Genomic DNA, 18309 nt, shown 5'->3' on the forward strand with positions numbered 1-18309 from the left:
TAAATGCGTCCGCAAATCGAAATCTGGGGCATTACCAGGCTGTTTCTGTCCACGGCGCTTGGGCTTGGGTGGCGGATCAGTGTTAGGGTCTACTGTGTCGGTAAAGGCATTCAGATGCCGTTCAATTTCAATATCACAGGCCGCCATTTGTTGCTGGTAGATTTCGTAGAGTTGTAGTTCTTGCTGCAAGATAAACAACTGTTCGGCTCGATAGTCGCCCGTTAAAGCGGCGGCAATGTCGTCAGTTGACGCTTTGATTCGTCTATCCTTCATGGCTGCGAGCACCTGTGGATTTCGCTCACCGGCAACAATCGCTCGCAGAATTCGCATCCCAGTGGTGCCAGTAATGTCGCTGATGACCCGGTGGAGTTGCACGTTCATTTCAGTCAGAGCCTTCTGTATCCGCAGCACATGGGTGCTGGCACTTTTGACTAAGTTATCCCGTTGTCGCAGATAGCTGCGCAGGACGCAAATCTGATCTTCTGGCCGAAATGAGCCAGAGAGCAACCCGTAACTGTGTAATTGCTGTAGCCATTGGCAGTCGAGCACATCACTTTTACGACCCGGTACCGTTTTAACGTGATGAGCATTGACCAGATTAACTTCAAAGCCCTGGGTTTCCAGGATTTGAAACAACGGAATCCAATACACACCCGTAGATTCCATCGCGACAGTTTCAATGCCGCACTGCTTCAACCAAGCCGACAAGGCATATAAGTCAGCCGTAAAACAGCCAAAGCTGCGAACACTCTCGGGGGCTCGGCTCGGGGGCACACTCACCCAATGTCTATTCGCGCCGATATCGATACCAGCCGCGTTGAGGTGAATTGTTGGCAGGTTCACGTCGGCGGTTTTCGAGGTTGTCATATTACTTTCCCAAAGACAACAGATAGGGTGTGCTCTGCCTGGGAAAAGCGGATTTATTCATTCTCCTAAACGGGATAGGGAAACCCTTCACCAATGGTTTATTCGCTTGACCCCAGAACCAGGCTGAGATACGGGCACAGAAGCACCACTGTTAAATCGGTCTTAACTGTCAGAGCACCCCCATAGTCTATAACCAGGGACCAAAAGGAGTGGTTTGGGATAGTGTTTCTTTCTGGTTTATCGAACAGTCCCGCTGTTCGTAAAAGGCTGGGATCTTGCACCTCTCTCAATAAGTTAGATTTTTCGCAATAAGCCCAAGTTCAGATCACTGAAATGCTTATTCTGTCGTTAAATTCCAGTCCTTCCCACTACAACGAATTCAAAAATGCCAATAGCTGCTGCCGCTGCTGTTGATCCATCACCATAAACGATTGTTGAGCCGCCTTCGCCTCCCCACCGTGCCAAAGAATTGCCTCCTCCACACTGCGAGCCCGACCATCATGCAAATAGCCGGCATAGGGCAAAACAGTCTGCACCAAACCTAATCCCCACAATGGTGATGTCCGCCACTCCTGACCATCCGCCGCAAAATCAGGTCGATGGTCCGCCAAGCCCTCACCCATATCATGTAACAACAGCTCAGTGTAGGGATGAAACGTCTGGTTCGAAAGGGCTGCGATCGCAGACGGGCCAGTCTTTAGGGTAGACACATGACAGGCCGTACAGTTGGCCGCAGCAAACAGCTTTTCCCCCGCTTGCACATCAGGATGATCTAACAATGTCCGTGCGGGCACCCCCAAACTCTGCACATAAAACGTATTTTCCTGGAGAATCTGCTCACCAATATCTTGCTCTCCATTCGACCCAGGGAACACAGGATTCGTGATGCCCATGTCATTGACATAGGCCGCCGCCGTCTGATGCCGTAGATGGGGCGAATTTGCCTTCAGGCCAAATCGGCCAACCGCTATGGCGTTTGCCTCTGGGTCCCACACCTGGTTAATGCGACCTGAAATCCCATCGCCATTGCTATCATCTGGGTCAGATAATTTCCTTAAGGTCTGTTCAGGAATCTCTTCCAGTAGGCCGGCTCCAAATACGGCGGGCGGCATCCGTAGGGACGTGAGCACATTGTCTGGCATCGGTTTATGCGGATCACGTTGGCTCAGATTGATCTGGGGAAAGCGCAGCTCATAGGCAGTGCCGTCTGGATATTGCCCCGGCTGAGTCTGCCAAGTTAGGGCCACCTTGGCATCAGCTGGTACACCATAGACGGAGCGATCGCGGATCTGATGGCCAATGTTCGGCACCGGAATTCCCTCTTGTTCCGGTGACTGGGGTTCACCGGGTAGACTCACCCGCACCAAGGACTGGCCCAGTTCTGGCATACCTCGACCGTTTTTAATGTGGCAGGCCCCGCAGGAATTGTTGTTAAAGACGGGGCCCAATCCAGGGTTGACCAACGATGGTGCCGTGACAAATACCGCATCAAAGGCCACATCCCCCTCCCTATGTATGTCCATTTCATCGGGTGTGAGCCCTGGGGCGGGCAGACCAAAGGAATGGGAAGAGCGATCATAAAGAGTGGTGATGCCACCAGCTTTTGGGATACTTGGCGTTAAGGCCTGACTGAGGAGGATACTGATTGCGATCGCAACCCCAAACAGCAACCCATAGGTCAGCCAACGGAACGAACGCAATGGAAAAACAGAGGAAGTCACCATATCAAATTCGAATTAGAACTCCCAAGAGAACATCAGCCACCCTACATCAGCCACCCTATAGGGGTAGTCCCCTGGGCCTACCCCTGGCAACAGGTTTTAAATCAGCGGCACCACACTGGATTCAATCGTCTCTTTGACGGTGATGATGGCATCAATAGCCGCCTCAATCTGTCCAACCGCCGCTGGATCTGTCAAACTTTCTTCCAACGGCAAAGGAATAGCGGCCAGTGCCACCTGCGCTTCCTCAAACTGCGTCTTCAGGGTTTCATCCAGGGCCGCATCCTGACCCGCAACATAGGAACTGATACTAGAACTAGCCTGGGTACCAGCCTCTGGATATGCCCCCAAATAACCATTTTCTGCACTTTGCAGGTTGCTTTTCAGATCATTAATGGTTTGGAGGCTAAACCGACTCTCCAAACCCACCGGGTCCTGATCATCAAAGGGAGCCTTTAACTTCTCCTCCCCCACTTCCGTTAAACTGTCTATGATCCCCGTAACAATCTCTTGGGCACCGGCTGCAGTGGTGGGATAGACCGAGTTGCCAGCATCCCCCGCAGTCCCAAACACGTCCTTATAGGCAGGCTGACCAGCAATACCCGACTCCCAGCTAGCTAACAAATCCGCCGCATTATTCTTCAGGTCTTCACCCAAAGCTGCCAAAAACTCTTTTTCTCGGTCGGTAAAGTCCCCCGCTACCTTACTGCCAGTCTCACCAAATAACAAATACTCAATAGCATGCATCCCGCGTTCGGTGTCCTGCAGCTCCGTCACCGACTCCACTGTAATCGGGGTGGAGTCCGCCAAAATTTTCTTCAGATCCGCTTCGTTAACGGGCCAGGAATCCATCACACCGTCAAAACCGAGGGAACCAGCTGGGCCAAAGGCAAAGGTTTCAGTTTGCTCCCAGGCAATCCGAGCACCGGTCCAAGCTGTTTTAACGGCCTCTAGATTCGCCTCGCTGGCATCAATAACAAAGGCTGAGATGGCATCATTGAGCGCTTTGGTTTTGCCCGCATAGATCTTATAGTTTGGCAATACAACCTGACTGGTAAATTCGGCAATCACAGTGCCATCGTCAAAGGTATTCGCCCAGTTAAGATTTTCGCTGGCGGCACCTTCATCGCCTTCGCCGCCTTCGCCACCTTCACCGCCTTCGCCACCTTCGCCACCTTCACCGCCTTCAGGAGCAACCTCAGTTTCGGCAGCAGGATCAGGGACTTCATCCCCTTCACTGCCAGCCCCCGTACAGGCACCCAGAGTAGCCACCATGCCTAGGGCCAGAAAGAGTTCCAGGGGCTTCAATCGCTTTTTCATGACTCACAATAATGAGAGGAAATCTCATTAACTAAGGGCAGTACTGAGCCTATAACTAATAATATTTAATGTCAACTAGCTAGGTTCGTTTTCCCATGGCAACCGCCATAGGTCATTTAGTAGGCCAGGGGGAAATTCCGACAGGACTGCTTAAGCATTTCAAGATCCAAGGTCCATAATTTCCTTGAATCTTGATATTAAAGGCTTTCAGACTCGAAAAATCAACTTAAAAGCAGCTCCTAAATTCAGGTGCGCAGCCGTCATTCGTCTCCATGGCCAATATCTATACTATTGACAACTATTGACAATATTTATAGATATTTAAAGGGCTAGCCTTAGCCCCTACTAACCTTTTCTATGGGAATTATTCGCAGTCATGGGAATTGAGTTGGATCGAGTTTAGGCTTCCCTGCCAATTCCTTTAATGGCAGGGAAGCCTGGACGGTACAATCTCGATCAAGCACCATCACAGCATTACCATTCCAGACCAATGTCCGATCCCTCTCCAGCCAAATCGATTGCTCCCAGTGAACAGGCTTTACAAAAGGTGATGCAACGGGCAAAAGTTTCTAGTCAGCGAGCCCTGGCAGAGAAAGCAAATGTCTCTCGCTGGCAGGTACAGCAGCTGCGCCAGGGCCATATCGATACCATGCGCTTAGCTGTGCTCAAACAACTAGCCATGGCATTGGACTGTTCATTGCCTGAGCTATTACAAGAATTTGACCCAGCCCAGTCTCCCGCTGCCACCACCGCCAACCTAAACACCCCTGATAACAATGCTGACCAAAATGAAGTCACTCTCCTGCGCCAGGAATATGCCCGCCTGGAGCGACGGCTGGAACAACAGAGTCAAACGCTACAGTCCCAATTCCAAATAGAGGCCCTACGGGTTTTAGAATCCTGGCTGACCTACTGGCCCACCGCCGCCAAAGCCGCCACAGACCTCGACGGCTTTGACGCCAAGAAGTTATTGCCCCTAGTAAAACCGATAGAGAACCTGGTAGCCAGTTGGGGGGTGACGGTGATAGGCACCGTCGGCGAACAGCTGGCCTATGATCCACAACACCATCAGCTCGCCAGGGGCATGGCGAATCCTGGCGATGCGGTCCGCATTAGCCATGTGGGCTATCGCCATGGAGAGAATTTACTCCAACGAGCTAAGGTCGCACCGATTAATCCTGCCGGTTGAGCCCGCCGGTTAATCTTTCGGTTAATCTTTAAATGAACATTCGACCGTAATCTGCAAATTGGCCTCGGCGCTACCCTCTGTAATGTAGGGAATGCCCGATGACCCAGCGATCTTGAGGCCAAACACCAGGTTAACCTTATCCACATTGCCACTGCCCAGTTCCCTAAAGGCGTTCAGGACATAGCGCGTGTACTGGGTGATGGTATTTTTCACCGTGGGCAGCTGGCGTTGAAGGCCTGATGAAAGTGCTCCCTTAGAAACCCGGCCAGATTCACCGCTGGGGGGCGTGTCGCCGCCATTGCCGGGAATAGGGTCGGGGACATCACTGCGTTCGGTCGCTTCGATGTAGATAATCGTACCGTCGTCTAGGGTAATGGGCGCTAATTGAGACATGGTAGGTGTCCTGTGTCGAGTAGATGCTTTTCTTTCTATGCCCAGTTTCGAAAACTAACTATCGTTGATACGAATTATGGGTATCAACTTAAGCCAGGAAATCCTGGCTAGGTGGGGAATCAGGGGCCAGAAGCCAGTGAGGCCCTGATTCCTGACTCCTGACTTCTGAATACTATCCTTGGGAAAACGTCCCGCTTTGAGTTGGTACCCCGAATTATGGCCCTGACCCTCGACCAAATTGGGCAAGAGTGCCACCGACACATCTACTGGCATACCTACTATTGAAAATATCTATTATCTAGACGCTATGCACTACGGGATATCCCATATAGTTATTGAAAGCCATGGCTAATTATTTTAGATGGAGCCCAGGATTATCGCTTGTATTAACCATCAGCATATGATTGCTGTACAGGACTAGATTTGCTGGTAAATAAGGGATCTGCCTAATTCATAGGCGAATATAGTTCAGAATGGACTTGACCTATAGGGGTTTGCTAAATAAGAATGAGTTTCAGTGATTGTGATTTCCCCTGGTCAGAGCCGGAGCATTGGCATGTCTTTCTATTCGGATGATGTCTGGAAAACTGAGCTAAATGCCCGAGGCTACCGCTCTACACCCCAGCGTCAAAAGATTCTCAGTATTTTCCAGACCCTGACCCAGGGCAATCATTTGAGTGCGGAGGATCTCCATGGTGTACTCAAAAACGATGGAGAGCGCATTAGTCTTTCGACGGTATATCGAACGCTGCATTTATTGGTGTATATGGGTTTACTCCGGGAGTTAGAATTGGCTGAAGGACATAAGCATTACGAACTGAACCGACCCCTGCGGGATCAGCACCACCACTTGGTGTGTGTACAGTGTGGACAAACCGTGGAGTTTCAGGAAAATAATATTGATCGCATTGGGAAAGGACAGGCAGATAGCTCCGGCTATCATGTGCTGGACTGTCAGCTGATGCTTTATGGCGTGTGCCCCAACTGTCGTTCACGGGGTATATTCCTGACAGATGACTAGTCAGAAAAATTCTTAATAACTTAATACCCTGGATTAGGCCTAGGAGCTGAATCCATCTTTAGCAAAGCATTAGATGCTTTGCTTTTTTATTTATTGATATCTATTCCTATTTGCCTAAAATTCCCCTATACTGATATCGAAGCTTATTGGGTATGACTTTCAATAAGGAAGGTGAGCCAGCCAGGGGTAATCACTATCCATGCATAAGACAGACTTTCTATGCTGCTGGGATCGGTTGGAATCGCTTTTGATTTAGGTATGCCTGTCGGTGGGAGCTATCTCTATTGCTTTAGTCCAGATGGATGAGTGCTTTCTCTTCAGTTACAAGATAAGTGTTAATGTCCTGCCCTATTTTGCATCAATACCAGTCAACAGCCCGTTATTGCATTGTCGTTTTAATCAGTAATCTCTATGTCTCGATATCCTGCTGCCCTATGGTTAACGGTTAGTCCCTCTCTCAAGAAGTTTGATCAACGGTTGTTGTCTAATTTGTCCAAACGCATATTGGTAGCCCGTTGGGAATACATACAAACCGTCGATGAACCCTGCTGTTTGGAGGTGGTTATTCGTTTGCTGCATGACTATTTGCAGGGATGCGATGGCCTGGAACCTGTGCATCTTGTGGGCCATGGTTTAAGTGGCATTGTTGGGTGGCTATATGCCCAGCGTTACCCCCAGTATGTGAGGTCATTAACCCTGTTGTCAGTGGGGGTTAATCCGGCAGTGAACTGGCATGCCCATTATTATGCCCTGCGTCAGTTATTGCCCTGCAGTCGTGAAATTGTGTTGGCTCAAATGGTGCGAATGTTATTTGGGTCTCGCAGTTGTGACATTACTCGTGCCCTCGTTCAGGTACTGGCGCAAGACTTGGATGCTGGATTCGCCCTCCATTCGCTGGTGAATTGTCAAGCAATTAAAGGGGCGAAAATTCAGCCACCATTACTGGTGTGCCAGGGAGGCCATGATGCCTTAGTGGATTCTGCCGAGCGTTGGCAACCATTGCTCAAGTCCGGTGATCGGGTCTGGACTTGTCCTAATAGCCATCATTTCTTTCACTTTGATTACCCCCGTCTAGTGGAGGCCAAGCTTTTAAACTATTGGCAACAGGTAGAGCAGCTAGAGACAACACCCGATCAAACCACTGCTATTCCCGCTGTGCTTAACCATCAGTCAAGTTCAATGTTGTAAACACGACACCACTATGTCTTCATCTCAGCCCTGTCGGTTTAAACGTCGCGATCGCATCTCCATCGATACCTGCACCCTTTGGCAAGTGAACGCTGGCCTAGTGCGCACCATTACCTGGAACGAAGAGGGAGAAGTAGTACCCCTGGGGCTGTGGAGTCCTGGCAATGTGATCGGTGTACCCATTAGCCAGGTGGAGCCCTGTGAATTGCAATGTCTGAGCGCGGTGGAGTTATCTCGACTGCCCTTGGACTATCCCCTCACCACCGATATGCTACTGAAACACACGGCCCAGGTGAATCGATTGTTGCAAATTATGCACTGCCGTCAAGTCCAAAATCGGCTGCTGCAGTTCACCTGTTGGCTAGCGGAGAACTTTGGCCAACCCACCAGCCATGGCCGTCTGATCACCGTCCGGCTCACCCACCAAGAAATAGCAGAGACCATTGGCGTGTCGAGGGTGACCATTACTCGCTTTATTAGACAGCTAGAGGAAGCAGGGCTGATGCGCTGGTCTGGCCAAGAACGATTTATCAGCAACCAAGCCCTAAAAAGTCACCATAGAGAATTGATGATCGCCTAAATGCGATTGATCACACCAGCGGTCCGACACGCGTTATGGCCTGTGCTGAAAATTTTCAGCACAGGCTTTCTTACAAAAATTCCTATCACTGAATCCCCCACAGTCCCGATAAGTAGGTCCATGGCATCAGGTTTTCTATGGAATAGATGGAAATTAGCTATTAACTACCTGCCCGATCAAACTGCTTTAATCGAATTTATAACTATTTGCATGACGCTTAACTGACTGCAGATAGAACGAAAACCCTTATTCAAAAGGCATTCTAGTCAAAATACAGGGATGCTATGCTGAAAAATATGATTTATTTTATTAGCTATTGATGTCAATAAGCTTCTATGGCATAATCCTGAGGAGTCTGTAATATTACCGAGAACTAAATTCAATAATCTTGGCAGCTTTAGGTGGATATGATCTTATGGATAAACGATGGTGGGATTGTGAACCATCGCATTTACTCCATAGCATTCAGAGATTTGTATTTTTGACTATCCCCATGACATAGCAGGTTAAACCCCATTTCCCTGCATGAATCTGGCGGAGGCTTGAGTGATCAAAAATGCAAATCAGTCCTAATAGTTCTATGGAAAATTGTGGCTTTGTTCGACGGTAATCAACCAAGAAGGATCGGAATCTATGAAATTTTCAACGCGCTCGTTCTCGAGACGTTCTCTTTTGCTGGGTGGTGCTGGTGCAACAGCAGCATTTGCCACCACCCAGGTACTACGCCCCCAGCAGGCGATGGCCCAAACGGGTGAGATAAACCTATATTCGTCTCGGCACTACAACACCGATGACGCACTCTATGAACAGTTTACTGAGCGTACAGGTATTCGCGTAAATCTGTTGGAAGGCAATGCCGATGAGCTCCTAGAACGGATCAAAACAGAAGGGGATAGCAGTCCGGCGGATGTGTTTATGACCGTCGATGCCGGTCGCCTTTGGCGGGCAGATCAAGCGGGCCTTTTTACGCCAGTGTCTTCTAGCATTCTAGAAGAGCGTATTCCTGAGAGTCTTCGTCATCCTGAGGGGCACTGGTTTGGCTTTAGCAAACGGGCTCGGGTCATTATGTACAACAAGGATCTTGTCAATCCGTCTGAGCTGTCCACCTATGAAGCACTGGCAGATTCCCGTTGGCGGGGTAAGGTTCTAACTCGTTCCTCGACTGATATCTATAGTCAGTCTTTGACGGCCTCCATGATTGCGGCCCATGGTGCGGCTGAAGCAGAGAGCTGGGCAAAGGGAGTGGTAGCCAATTTTGCCCGTAATCCTGAAGGGAACGACCGGGCGCAGATTGAAGCGGCGGCATCGGGGTTAGGGACGTTAGCAATTGCTAATACCTATTACTTACCCCGCTACGCTAAGGATGAGGATCCAGCCAAGCGGGCCGTTTTTGACAAGATTAGCGTCTTCTTTCCCAACCAAGGTGATCGGGGGACCCATATCAACATCAGCGGCGGTGGTGTGATTAAGTCTGCCCCCAACAAAGACAACGCCATCCAGTTCCTGGAGTATCTCTCCAGTTTTACTGCTCAAGTATTTTTTGCCCAGGGCAATAATGAGTATCCGGTTGTTGACGGTATTCCGGTTGATCCTGTGGTGGGTGCATTTGGTACCTTTGATGCCGATACCCTGAATGTAAGTCTCCTCGGAGAAAACCAAGCTGAAGCGGTACGCATCATGGACCGTGCTGGCTGGACGTAGGGCCCCTGAGAGCAGTTTGGCAAGAATCCGGAATAGGGTTTCTGCGTTGAACCAGCGCCCCATTATGTCACAAGGCATAATGGGGCGCTATGCCGTTTCTGCTAATTATTAGTCTCTAATGCGGCTAGTTCTGCCTGGGTTATCACATGGGGAGTAATGATATAAATTGCGGCTTTTAAACCATCCCCAAACACATTGAGATATTTCACCCCAGCCTGTGGGTCATTAGGCAAGCGCATTTCATAAATTCTATGATTGCGCACATCGGAATCGTCATTCCCATCATAGGGGGTTAGCTCGTATCCTTGTGCCTCTAAACTCTTACTAAGGTTATCGAGGACATTTGTATAGTTTTCTCCCTCAGTCCGACGACAGTTTTCTAAACCATAACAACCTGATAGAGATCCGGCTATGTGGGGGAAGTCGCTGCTAAATTGGACCGCGAGCCCCTTTTCGGGTGCTGGGTTTTCAGGGTCGGGTTCCGTCTGCTCTGGGGGCTGCTCTGGTTGGGGGACCGCTGGGTCTGACTCATCCTCCCGCTGCTCCGACTCTGCTAAATCTGCTAATACTTCGTCAGGTAAATTCTCAGGTACTTGGGTGAGAGGAGCGGACGGTGGCTGCGCTATTGCTGGTAGCGGCGGAGCGATGGGAGAAACGTTCTCAGACTTTGGTTTAGTGACAATGGGTAGAGTCGTTAGTGCGATCGCACCACTCTCTTCCACCCTATTCTCTAGTTCTGGCTCCGGCTCCACCGGACTGAACCCTCCCTGGGGCATAGGCAGTAGCAGCAGGCCCCCATGTAACGCCAAGGATAGACCTATCAATACCCTCAGACCGGGTTTACGATGCCCGGCTAGAGAAGACTGAACCGCAGTGGCAGGACGAGCTGACGCAGAAAATTCAACTGACATCGGAGGTCGATCTAAGGTAGAAGATTTAACCGATGCAGACGATTTATCCAGCATCGTTTTGCTGGAAATGCTGGGCAATTAGCTCCGCCACCTGGCCCGGTTTAACCTTGGTGTATCGCTGTTTGTGGGGCATTACCACCAGATTGGGTCCCGCCCCACACTTATCCATACAGCCCGTCAGCTGGATCCCTACCGTATCGGTCAGCCCATGGTTGGCCAAGGCGGCTTCCACTTCACGACATACCTGGGCCGCTCCCCGTTTTCGACAAGTGGATTTTTGACAAATTAAAATCTTGGGGGGTTTACCGTTAGCCTTGGTGGGTTTTCCCTGGGGTACATCGTTGGTTTGCGTAGTCACCAACTCCCGTGGCTTTATTTTGACGACTTCCCTGGCCTTAAACTTGGGTTCACCGGTGACCTGATCAGTGGACTGTTTCCCCACCACTCGGATCGAATCACCCACCTGTAGATAGCCAAACAGCATCACCTGCACCGACTTGGAGAGCTTAATTCTGTGCCGCCCATGGAGATCGGCCAGGCTCAAATATTTGAAAGGGGATTTGTCACCGGCCATAAACCCTTCGAACTGGCCTTCCAGGCAGAATGATTGCTTATCTTTAGCCATATCCGTCAGCGTCGCTTATCAACGCTAGTCTAACTCAGATCCCCATGCTTATTGCGATTAGTTCCTCTAAAATTAGGTCAAGTAAATCCGAGACCCAATCCTATTAGAAAAGCCTATTGAATTCTGATATGGCTAACCGTAGTGCCTGAAACTTATCAAAATCCTTGTGAAACAAGGCTTATGGTGCTCCATAGACCATGGATAACGCAGCGAGATTGAACTGAACTATGAAAAGGACTCCAGACTTCTTGACATCTATTTTCATTTAATGTTCAATTAGACTTGAGAATACATTTCAAATGGAAGCCATTAAAAAACCTCCCATAAGGGAGGCTGCTCCTTAAGAGCGGGCTTTAGTTGAGTTGTTTCTCAACTAAAGTCCATTAATTGTTTATAACCACTAGGGTGTCATTGGCCAAGAAGTGATTGAGGTGATAGGCGCGTTCTTCTGTCTTTAGCAGGATTGTTTCATACAAATAGCGGGTGGCACGATCCCCTAGGCTTTCTGCCTGGGCAGCCTGACGACGTAAAACAGCAATGATTGCCTGTTCCCCTGCCAGGTCATTTTCAATCATCTGGCGGCAGCGATAGATGCCATCGGGTTCTGGGGTAAAGCAGCACAGCTCGGCTAATTTGCTAAAGCTAGCTACGGGAACTCCACCCAGACCATCTAAACGCTCACCGATATCGTGGACATGGCCTTTTACCTGGTCATAGCTTTCTTCAAAGTAGTTATGGATCTGGTAAAACTCAGCCCCTTCGACAACAAAGTGATGCTTTTGGTACTGAATGTACATGGCTTGGAAACTGGCGAGAAGAATATTGAGTCCTTCGCAGATCGGTGTTGTGATCGATGTTTCTAGTGCGATCGCATTTTCCGTAACCTCACCAAAGGGAGTAACTAATGTAGATGAGTTGATCATGGTATGACTCCAAGCAGAAGGTGTGACCGTTAGCAGTTGTTTATGCTGACCATGGTAACTCAATAAAACCGGCCAAAACCTTGACAAATAAGACTTCCAGGCATCTTTACCTGATATAAGTTCGCAATAGTCATGGTGTCCATTGTTACCTGGGTTGCCCCCGTGACCATGTCATGGCATAGCTTTTGTCAATGGCCAGCTTTTAGTGATTTTTTTGACTGATGCAAGTAGCTTCTAGGTATTTTTTTAGCGCATTAGTAATTTATAACAATTTACAAAAATATATCAGATTCACTTATCTATAACCTAAAAAAGATTTTCATTTAGTGAACGGACTAAAACCACCTAATACACCAGGGTATTTGATAAATAGACGTTTCCATCCATCTTTGTTTTTATTTATGCTGTTGTTGAAAATAGCTTTTAGGAGTCTTCTCATCAGTCGCGCTTAATGACCGTTTAGGCTCTCAAATATCTCTTCTGCCGATCGTATCCGTGAGAACTACTGAATAAAGGTATGGTTACAATTAATTGCTGCAACCGATGGGAAGCCTATTTTCGGTTGCAAGATCTGGGAATTGCCTGTGAATGTAAAACTCATCAACCCCTCAAGGTCAACGTTACATCGGCCAATGATGCCATTCAAGTCTGGTGCATTACCCATCGCTTAGCTCAGTCACGACAAGATCTTGCCCATTGGCTAGAAGACTGTTTAGCTCTGGTTTAGACAAAATTAAACCGATACAATCCAATCTCCTCTCTATGGATGGCCGTGGCCATCCTTTTTTAATGAAATTTATTCCTAATAATATTGACAGCAGTAGTTTGTCCATAGGGGTACTAACTCAAAGCGGGACGTTTTCCCAAGGATAGTATTCAGAAGTCAGAAGTCAGAAGTCAGGAATCAGGGCCTCACTGACTTCTGGCTTCTGGCTCCGGATTCCCCACCCAGTCAGGATTTTTCGGCTTAAGTTGATACCCGCCCAGAGTATTGGAAGTTGACTAAAATCAATCCAAACACCTAGGAATAATGGTATTAGACTCATCCTAAAAATGTTGCACAGATCACTACTATTAAGAATAGATCTCATTAGTTGCCAAAAATATCGACCCTAGGGCAAACTTGTTTCAGTCATTGAGAATTATCTGTGTCCTCAATTGTTTTTAAATAGTTATCGGAGACATCATCACTATGCAATCCTACGGTGGATCAAGTCCTACCTATGATTGGTGGGCGGGTAACTCCCGTTTTGCCGAGAAGTCTGGACTGTTCATTGCGGCCCATGTGGCCCAAGCAGCCCTAATTACCTTTTGGGCCGGGGCCTTTACCCTGTTTGAATTATCTACATTTGATGCTTCATTGCCCATGGGGGAACAGGGGCTAATTCTGTTGCCCCATTTAGCCACCCTTGGATTTGGCGTTAGCGATGGCGTGCTGGTGGATACCTATCCAGCGTTTGTCGTTGGTGTTGTGCACCTGGTTTCTTCAGCTGTTTTGGCAGCTGGTGCCTTATTCCATCTGGTTAAGGGTGAAGAGGATCTAAGGAATGCCTCAGGTAGAGCCCAGAAGTTTCACTTTGACTGGGAAGATCCCAAAAAACTAGGTTTTATTTTGGGGCATCATCTTCTCTTTCTCGGCATAGGCGCTATCGTGTTGGTACTATGGGCAACCAAATGGCATGGTCTTTATGACCCTGCTTTGGGGGAGGTGCGGCTGATTACCAACCCCACATTAGATATCGCCACTATCTACGGTTATCAAACTCATTTCGCGAGTGTTGATAGCTTAGAAGACCTGGTAGGTGGTCATGCCTTTATTGGCAGTCTACTAATTTTGGGTGGAGTTTGGCATATTGCTGTTCCCCCGCTTAAATGGGCTAAGAATGTATTATCCTTTTCTGGTGAAGCTATTCTTTCTTACTCCTTGGGTGGCATTGCCTTAGCCGCCTTCGTTGCTGCCTACTTCTGTGCGGTGAATACTTTGGCTTATCCGGTCGAGTTTTATGGGCCGATTCTAGAAACCAAGTTAGGAATCTCTCCCTACTTTGTCGACACCATTCGATTGCCATTAGAAGCCCATACAGCCCGCTGCTGGCTGGCAAATACCCATTTCTTCCTGGGTTTCTTCTTTTTGCAAGGGCATCTATGGCACGCCCTGCGCTCCATGGGCTTTGACTTTAAACGGGTGAATAAAGCCCTAGATAGCATCGCCCAGGCGTAGATGATTTAGATTATTTCGGCATTGCTGACGCTAAATCAGCAACAGCCCAAATTCAACGTTGCTCCAGGACCGGTTTCCGGTTCTCCTCTCTCAACTTGGCCTTTACCTGACGGTATGGGCCTTTTTTTTGAAAAGTGTTGAAAACTGTTTAACTCTGGTTTAAACCATAGGGGTAGACTGGGTTGATCCAGTGTCCGCCCTAAAGCCTGAAACAACATGGTTCATCATACTCTCCGTTACGATTTGGTCGTTTTTGGCGCAACGGGATTTGTTGGTCGTATTCTCTGTGAGTATTTGGTCAAGCAGGTTGGGGTAAATGGTTCTGTTAAGTGGGCGATCGCAGGTCGTTCCCAGGCTAAATTAAACGCCCTCATGTCTACTTTAGGGGCCAGCAACTTACCTCAGATTATTGCAGACGTTTCTGATCAGGCTAGCCTGCGGGATCTGTGCGCCCAAACCCAAGTTGTTATTTCTACCGTTGGGCCCTATGCCCTATATGGGGAACCGCTGGTTAAGGTCTGTGCAGAGACGGGGACCGACTATTGCGATCTGACTGGGGAACCCCAGTGGATCCGCCGGATGATTCAGCAGTATAGTGCCACTGCTGAGCAGTCTGGGGCGAGGCTGATCCATTGCTGTGGGTTTGACTCGATTCCCTCTGACCTGGGGGTTTATTATTTGCAGCAGCAGGCAAAACAACGGTTTGGGAGTGTTTGCGATCGCATCAAAATGCGCGTAAAAGCAGCTCAAGGTGGCGTCTCGGGAGGAACCGCTGCCAGCGGCATTAATTTACTAAAAGAGGCCAATGCGGATCCTACCCTGCGCCAGGAGCTGGACAATCCTTATTCCCTTTGCCCAGATAGCAGTCAGTCTTTAGAGCATTTCCCAACGCTGGTGCCCGTGCAATACGATCAGGATTTTCAAGGGTGGGTATCCCCATTTGTGATGGCGGCCATTAATACCCGCATCGTGCTGCGATCAAATGCCTTACTGGATTATGCCTATGGCCAACAGTTTCAGTATGATGAAGCGGTATTGACCGGACCTAAAGCCACTGGCTGGCTGGCAGCCCAAGGGCTGGCCCTTGGGCTGGGTGCGATCGCGACGTCCATGGCCTTCCCACCCACCCGTTGGCTGCTGGAACATACGCTCATTCCTAAACCAGGGGCAGGGCCAAGTCAGGCCACCCAGGAACAAGGGTTTTATGATTTGCGATTCTGGGGGATGACCCCTGAAGGACAAACTATTCAGGTTAAGGTGACGGGCGATCTCGATCCGGGCTATGGTTCCACAGCTAAGATGTTGGGCCAAGCCGGACTATGTTTGGCAGAGGATTTTCCCCCGTCTGCCAAAGCGGGGGGATTTTGGACCCCGGCGACGATGTTTGGCGATGTTTTGATTGAGCGTTTGGTAAACGTTGCTGGGTTGACGTTTGAAGTGTGCTGATAGGGTTATTTTTATGTTGATCCCAAGACCGGTTGCCGGTTCTCCGCTTGCAACCTGGCCTGTACCTATGGGCCTTTTTGAAAACCTATAGCTGGTTTCTCAACTGTACTATTGACGTTTGTTTTTATTTATTGGGTACATAGTATACAGAATATTTTGACCGACCAAATTTCCCTGGCCTAGCCCGTAAAGCAGAACGCTGTCGCCACTGTTCATACCTGGGACGATAGCACCAAAGCCAGGAAATTCTCAGACCCATAGCAGAAACTGCGATGTAGCAAACAATCAAAAGCCAACTATGCAAATTCATAGGTTGAAATACTTTATAGAGATGACTTTCTGCGCTTATGTTACGCATCTACCTCTCTATCATATATCGACTTATGACAATGGATGTCAATAATTGATCAACCCATAGGATGGTTTCACTACTTTAAGGGTGCAAACCTTCGGCAATCGTCACCAAACTCCGTTCATCCCATAGCAGACGATTGTGGCTAGAGATGGGTAAGCGTTTATTGGTGCCAATGGGTAAACAACAGTGGTGGGCAGGTAACACCAGCAGATCGTAGGGCGTCCATAGGCATAAGGGTCGACAGGCTGCCAGCTGTTCCACATCCCGATTTAGGTCTGTTAAAAATGCACTGCCCGGTCTCATCTGCCGTCCCCCGATGTTCCACCGAAACCAGGCCAGGGTGGACCCATAGTGGGGCACTGCCACACCAATAAACCGCTGGACCCGCTGCAGTCCGCCCATGCGCTGCAGATAGTAGCGACTGACCAGACCGCCCATGCTAAAACCCAGTAAATAAAACGGCTGTTGGGGCTGCAGAGTGCATTCGATAAAGGTCTTTAATTGCTGGGCCTGCTGTTCAATGGCAATGTCTCCATTATTGGGCATTAGACCGACTCCATGGACTACCCAACCCCGGTCTTCCAGGTATGCACGTAATCGCCAAAAGATATTTACCGTATTCCATAGGCCATGTACCAGTACCACGACTGGTCTGTCATTGTGAGTCACCCTTACCCCGACCCTCTAACCAAAACAAAAATGCGACAATACCGAGCACCCCTAGCTGCACCGCTAAGTTAGAAATGGCCGAGTTCACATCCCGACCGGCAAGTAGCTGGGTAAAAAAGATGAACGCCCCGACTAAACCGGATGCCCCCACCGCCCCATAAATCACTTTGCGGAATCCCTTGAATGGTGACTGCACTTCCCCCACTAATCGATCGAACTTTTCTTGGCTCATGCCGGGAGGGCGAGTTGGTTGCTGGGATGTCGTCTTGGGATTAGATGGTTTGGCCATGGTGTGGGCGATTGGGATAGTAGATCTTATTTTTTCAAACTATGGTTGATCTAGATAGTAATCAATAAAGCCGGTAAACACGCTTCGCTGATGGCACTGAGCCTGAAATCCAAGGTATTGCTCGCTGAATCCACGGCTCGATAGAGGTACTTCCACTCACCCTTGATTTTGATATAGGTTTCGTCCACTCGCCACGAGTCATTGGTGGGCTTGAGATACGGGCGACAGCGTTTGTCCAGCTCCGGACTATGGCCTGCACCCAACGGTAGATCGTCGTGGGATCTACCTCGACGCCCCGTTCCAGCAGCATCTCCTCCAAATCCCGATAGCCTCAGGCTATAGCGGAGATACCAGAGGACATTCAGCAAGATCGGGTCTGACTGGACGTGACGCCAGTAGTCTGGCAAGCGATGAGGAATAAACTCTAAATAGATTGGGCATAGAATCGGAGGGATGATTATACTGAACTGTTCCACCTATTTACCTATATGAGGATCTTAGGCGGACGTAATTCCATCTATTTGCCCCTAAAGTACTTACATACAGCTATGCCTGTGCCTTCAACAAGTGATCTGCCTAAGCCTAAATCTTGGGATGAGTTTGAGGATATTGTATGGGAAGTTTATGCACGAAAATGGCAAGACCCCCATACTCAGCGATATGGTAGAAGTGGCCAAGCTCAAAATGGTGTTGATATATACGGTCAACAGAACAGCTCTAAAAGCTCTAATAGTTACATTGCAATTCAATGTAAACGTTATGGAGGCACTGGTTCCGCCAGGTGGGTCAGCGTAAAGGCATGTTGTATATACGATAGACGATAATAGGTTCAGCAAAAGCTGATCTAATCTGGGTGGTGTTATGGATCTATTTTCTCATCCGTGTCCTTG

General features: G+C 48.9%; 18 protein-coding genes and 1 pseudogene. 9 read left to right on the forward strand and 10 right to left on the reverse strand.

The genetic code is table 11. From position 1 onward, the window contains the following. The 3 genes from VB741_RS12600 to VB741_RS12610 form a co-directional block, all read right to left on the reverse strand. Nucleotides 1–867, reverse strand: an 867-nt coding sequence (locus VB741_RS12600) for an IS110 family transposase (RefSeq protein ID WP_323365535.1), incomplete at its 3' end; no start/stop codon positions are given. A gap of 368 nt (nt 868–1235) precedes the next feature. After that, on the reverse strand, nt 1236–2591 hold the full coding sequence (locus VB741_RS12605) for a di-heme oxidoreductase family protein (RefSeq protein WP_323365536.1): 1356 nt from the start codon (nt 2589–2591) through the stop codon (nt 1236–1238). A 96-nt stretch (nt 2592–2687) separates the two neighbouring features. Next, nucleotides 2688–3908, reverse strand: coding sequence for an imelysin family protein (locus tag VB741_RS12610; RefSeq protein ID WP_323365537.1), 1221 nt, complete (start codon nt 3906–3908; stop codon nt 2688–2690). A 490-nt stretch (nt 3909–4398) separates the two neighbouring features. On the opposite strand from VB741_RS12610, the gene VB741_RS12615 reads away from it, so the two are divergent. Further along, nucleotides 4399–5097: a helix-turn-helix transcriptional regulator gene (locus VB741_RS12615; protein ID WP_323365538.1), complete on the forward strand. Its 699-nt coding sequence runs from the start codon at nt 4399–4401 to the stop codon at nt 5095–5097. Nucleotides 5098–5118: 21 nt separating this feature from the next. Here the strand turns inward: VB741_RS12615 and VB741_RS12620 are convergent, their stop codons facing one another. Further along, entirely contained in the window at nt 5119–5490 is a 372-nt protein-coding gene (locus VB741_RS12620; protein ID WP_323365539.1) for a CU044_2847 family protein, read from the reverse strand. Between the two features lie 556 nt (nt 5491–6046). On the opposite strand from VB741_RS12620, the gene VB741_RS12625 reads away from it, so the two are divergent. From VB741_RS12625 to VB741_RS12640, 4 genes are all read left to right on the forward strand, one after another. Continuing rightward, nucleotides 6047–6511 carry a Fur family transcriptional regulator gene (locus tag VB741_RS12625; RefSeq protein ID WP_323365540.1) on the forward strand — a complete coding sequence of 155 codons (465 nt, stop codon included), beginning with the start codon at nt 6047–6049 and terminating at the stop codon, nt 6509–6511. A 411-nt stretch (nt 6512–6922) separates the two neighbouring features. Beyond that, nucleotides 6923–7699 (forward strand): alpha/beta fold hydrolase, encoded by a 777-nt coding sequence (locus VB741_RS12630; protein WP_323365541.1) that lies wholly within the window; start codon nt 6923–6925, stop codon nt 7697–7699. Nucleotides 7700–7712: 13 nt separating this feature from the next. Next, entirely contained in the window at nt 7713–8279 is a 567-nt protein-coding gene (locus VB741_RS12635; RefSeq protein WP_323365542.1) for a Crp/Fnr family transcriptional regulator, read from the forward strand. Nucleotides 8280–8912: 633 nt separating this feature from the next. Then, on the forward strand, nt 8913–9980 hold the full coding sequence (locus VB741_RS12640; protein ID WP_323365543.1) for a Fe(3+) ABC transporter substrate-binding protein: 1068 nt from the start codon (nt 8913–8915) through the stop codon (nt 9978–9980). 101 nt (nt 9981–10081) lie between these two features. Here VB741_RS12640 and VB741_RS12645 read toward each other — a convergent pair whose 3' ends face one another. The 3 genes from VB741_RS12645 to VB741_RS12655 form a co-directional block, all read right to left on the reverse strand. Next, nucleotides 10082–10945 carry a hypothetical protein gene (locus VB741_RS12645; protein ID WP_323365544.1) on the reverse strand — a complete coding sequence of 288 codons (864 nt, stop codon included), beginning with the start codon at nt 10943–10945 and terminating at the stop codon, nt 10082–10084. Beyond that, nucleotides 10935–11516 (reverse strand): (2Fe-2S) ferredoxin domain-containing protein, encoded by a 582-nt coding sequence (locus VB741_RS12650; protein ID WP_323365545.1) that lies wholly within the window; start codon nt 11514–11516, stop codon nt 10935–10937. The genes VB741_RS12645 and VB741_RS12650 overlap by 11 nt, the downstream gene beginning before the upstream one ends. A 383-nt stretch (nt 11517–11899) precedes the next feature. Further along, nucleotides 11900–12439 (reverse strand): Dps family protein, encoded by a 540-nt coding sequence (locus VB741_RS12655; RefSeq protein ID WP_323365546.1) that lies wholly within the window; start codon nt 12437–12439, stop codon nt 11900–11902. Between the two features lie 517 nt (nt 12440–12956). On the opposite strand from VB741_RS12655, the gene VB741_RS12660 reads away from it, so the two are divergent. The 3 genes from VB741_RS12660 to VB741_RS12670 all read left to right on the forward strand — a co-directional run bounded on the left by VB741_RS12660 (nt 12957) and on the right by VB741_RS12670 (nt 16106). Beyond that, on the forward strand, nt 12957–13166 hold the full coding sequence (locus tag VB741_RS12660) for an Asr1405/Asl0597 family protein (protein ID WP_323365547.1): 210 nt from the start codon (nt 12957–12959) through the stop codon (nt 13164–13166). A 465-nt stretch (nt 13167–13631) separates the two neighbouring features. Further along, on the forward strand, nt 13632–14660 hold the full coding sequence (locus VB741_RS12665; protein WP_323365548.1) for a chlorophyll a/b binding light-harvesting protein: 1029 nt from the start codon (nt 13632–13634) through the stop codon (nt 14658–14660). A 216-nt stretch (nt 14661–14876) separates the two neighbouring features. Beyond that, complete coding sequence (locus VB741_RS12670; protein ID WP_323365549.1) at nt 14877–16106, forward strand: saccharopine dehydrogenase family protein; 1230 nt, start codon at nt 14877–14879, stop codon at nt 16104–16106. A gap of 433 nt (nt 16107–16539) precedes the next feature. On the opposite strand, the gene VB741_RS12675 is transcribed toward VB741_RS12670, so the two are convergent. From VB741_RS12675 to VB741_RS12685, 3 genes and pseudogenes are all read right to left on the reverse strand, one after another. Continuing rightward, the gene (locus tag VB741_RS12675; protein ID WP_323365550.1) at nt 16540–17130 is read right to left on the reverse strand and encodes an esterase/lipase family protein; all 591 of its coding nucleotides are present in this window, start codon (nt 17128–17130) and stop codon (nt 16540–16542) included. Then, nucleotides 17117–17419: a DUF3493 domain-containing protein gene (locus VB741_RS12680; protein ID WP_323365551.1), complete on the reverse strand. Its 303-nt coding sequence runs from the start codon at nt 17417–17419 to the stop codon at nt 17117–17119. Before VB741_RS12680 ends, VB741_RS12675 begins: the two co-directional genes overlap by 14 nt. Before the next feature lie 95 nt (nt 17420–17514). Beyond that, nucleotides 17515–17838 (reverse strand): annotated as a pseudogene (locus VB741_RS12685) (IS6 family transposase); the annotation flags it as partial. A gap of 129 nt (nt 17839–17967) precedes the next feature. On the opposite strand from VB741_RS12685, the gene VB741_RS26360 reads away from it, so the two are divergent. After that, the gene (locus VB741_RS26360; protein ID WP_442786351.1) at nt 17968–18243 is read left to right on the forward strand and encodes a restriction endonuclease; all 276 of its coding nucleotides are present in this window, start codon (nt 17968–17970) and stop codon (nt 18241–18243) included. Nucleotides 18244–18309: the final 66 nt, after the last annotated feature.

It is taken from the genome of Leptothoe sp. PORK10 BA2 (genome assembly GCF_034932105.1).
Taxonomy (GTDB): domain Bacteria; phylum Cyanobacteriota; class Cyanobacteriia; order Phormidesmidales; family Phormidesmidaceae; genus Leptothoe.

What these genes read in the sequence shown, in the direction of transcription:
- VB741_RS12605 (WP_323365536.1), bottom strand. Translation starts at nt 2,591, where the DNA reads ATGGTGACTTCCTCTGTTTTTCCATTGCGTTCGTTCCGTTGGCTGACC.
- VB741_RS12610 (WP_323365537.1), bottom strand. Translation starts at nt 3,908, where the DNA reads ATGAAAAAGCGATTGAAGCCCCTGGAACTCTTTCTGGCCCTAGGCATG.
- VB741_RS12615 (WP_323365538.1), top strand. Translation starts at nt 4,399, where the DNA reads ATGTCCGATCCCTCTCCAGCCAAATCGATTGCTCCCAGTGAACAGGCT.
- VB741_RS12620 (WP_323365539.1), bottom strand. Translation starts at nt 5,490, where the DNA reads ATGTCTCAATTAGCGCCCATTACCCTAGACGACGGTACGATTATCTAC.
- VB741_RS12625 (WP_323365540.1), top strand. Translation starts at nt 6,047, where the DNA reads ATGTCTTTCTATTCGGATGATGTCTGGAAAACTGAGCTAAATGCCCGA.
- VB741_RS12630 (WP_323365541.1), top strand. Translation starts at nt 6,923, where the DNA reads ATGTCTCGATATCCTGCTGCCCTATGGTTAACGGTTAGTCCCTCTCTC.
- VB741_RS12635 (WP_323365542.1), top strand. Translation starts at nt 7,713, where the DNA reads ATGTCTTCATCTCAGCCCTGTCGGTTTAAACGTCGCGATCGCATCTCC.
- VB741_RS12640 (WP_323365543.1), top strand. Translation starts at nt 8,913, where the DNA reads ATGAAATTTTCAACGCGCTCGTTCTCGAGACGTTCTCTTTTGCTGGGT.
- VB741_RS12645 (WP_323365544.1), bottom strand. Translation starts at nt 10,945, where the DNA reads ATGCTGGATAAATCGTCTGCATCGGTTAAATCTTCTACCTTAGATCGA.
- VB741_RS12650 (WP_323365545.1), bottom strand. Translation starts at nt 11,516, where the DNA reads ATGGCTAAAGATAAGCAATCATTCTGCCTGGAAGGCCAGTTCGAAGGG.
- VB741_RS12655 (WP_323365546.1), bottom strand. Translation starts at nt 12,439, where the DNA reads ATGATCAACTCATCTACATTAGTTACTCCCTTTGGTGAGGTTACGGAA.
- VB741_RS12660 (WP_323365547.1), top strand. Translation starts at nt 12,957, where the DNA reads ATGGTTACAATTAATTGCTGCAACCGATGGGAAGCCTATTTTCGGTTG.
- VB741_RS12665 (WP_323365548.1), top strand. Translation starts at nt 13,632, where the DNA reads ATGCAATCCTACGGTGGATCAAGTCCTACCTATGATTGGTGGGCGGGT.
- VB741_RS12670 (WP_323365549.1), top strand. Translation starts at nt 14,877, where the DNA reads ATGGTTCATCATACTCTCCGTTACGATTTGGTCGTTTTTGGCGCAACG.
- VB741_RS12680 (WP_323365551.1), bottom strand. Translation starts at nt 17,419, where the DNA reads ATGGCCAAACCATCTAATCCCAAGACGACATCCCAGCAACCAACTCGC.
- VB741_RS26360 (WP_442786351.1), top strand. Translation starts at nt 17,968, where the DNA reads ATGCCTGTGCCTTCAACAAGTGATCTGCCTAAGCCTAAATCTTGGGAT.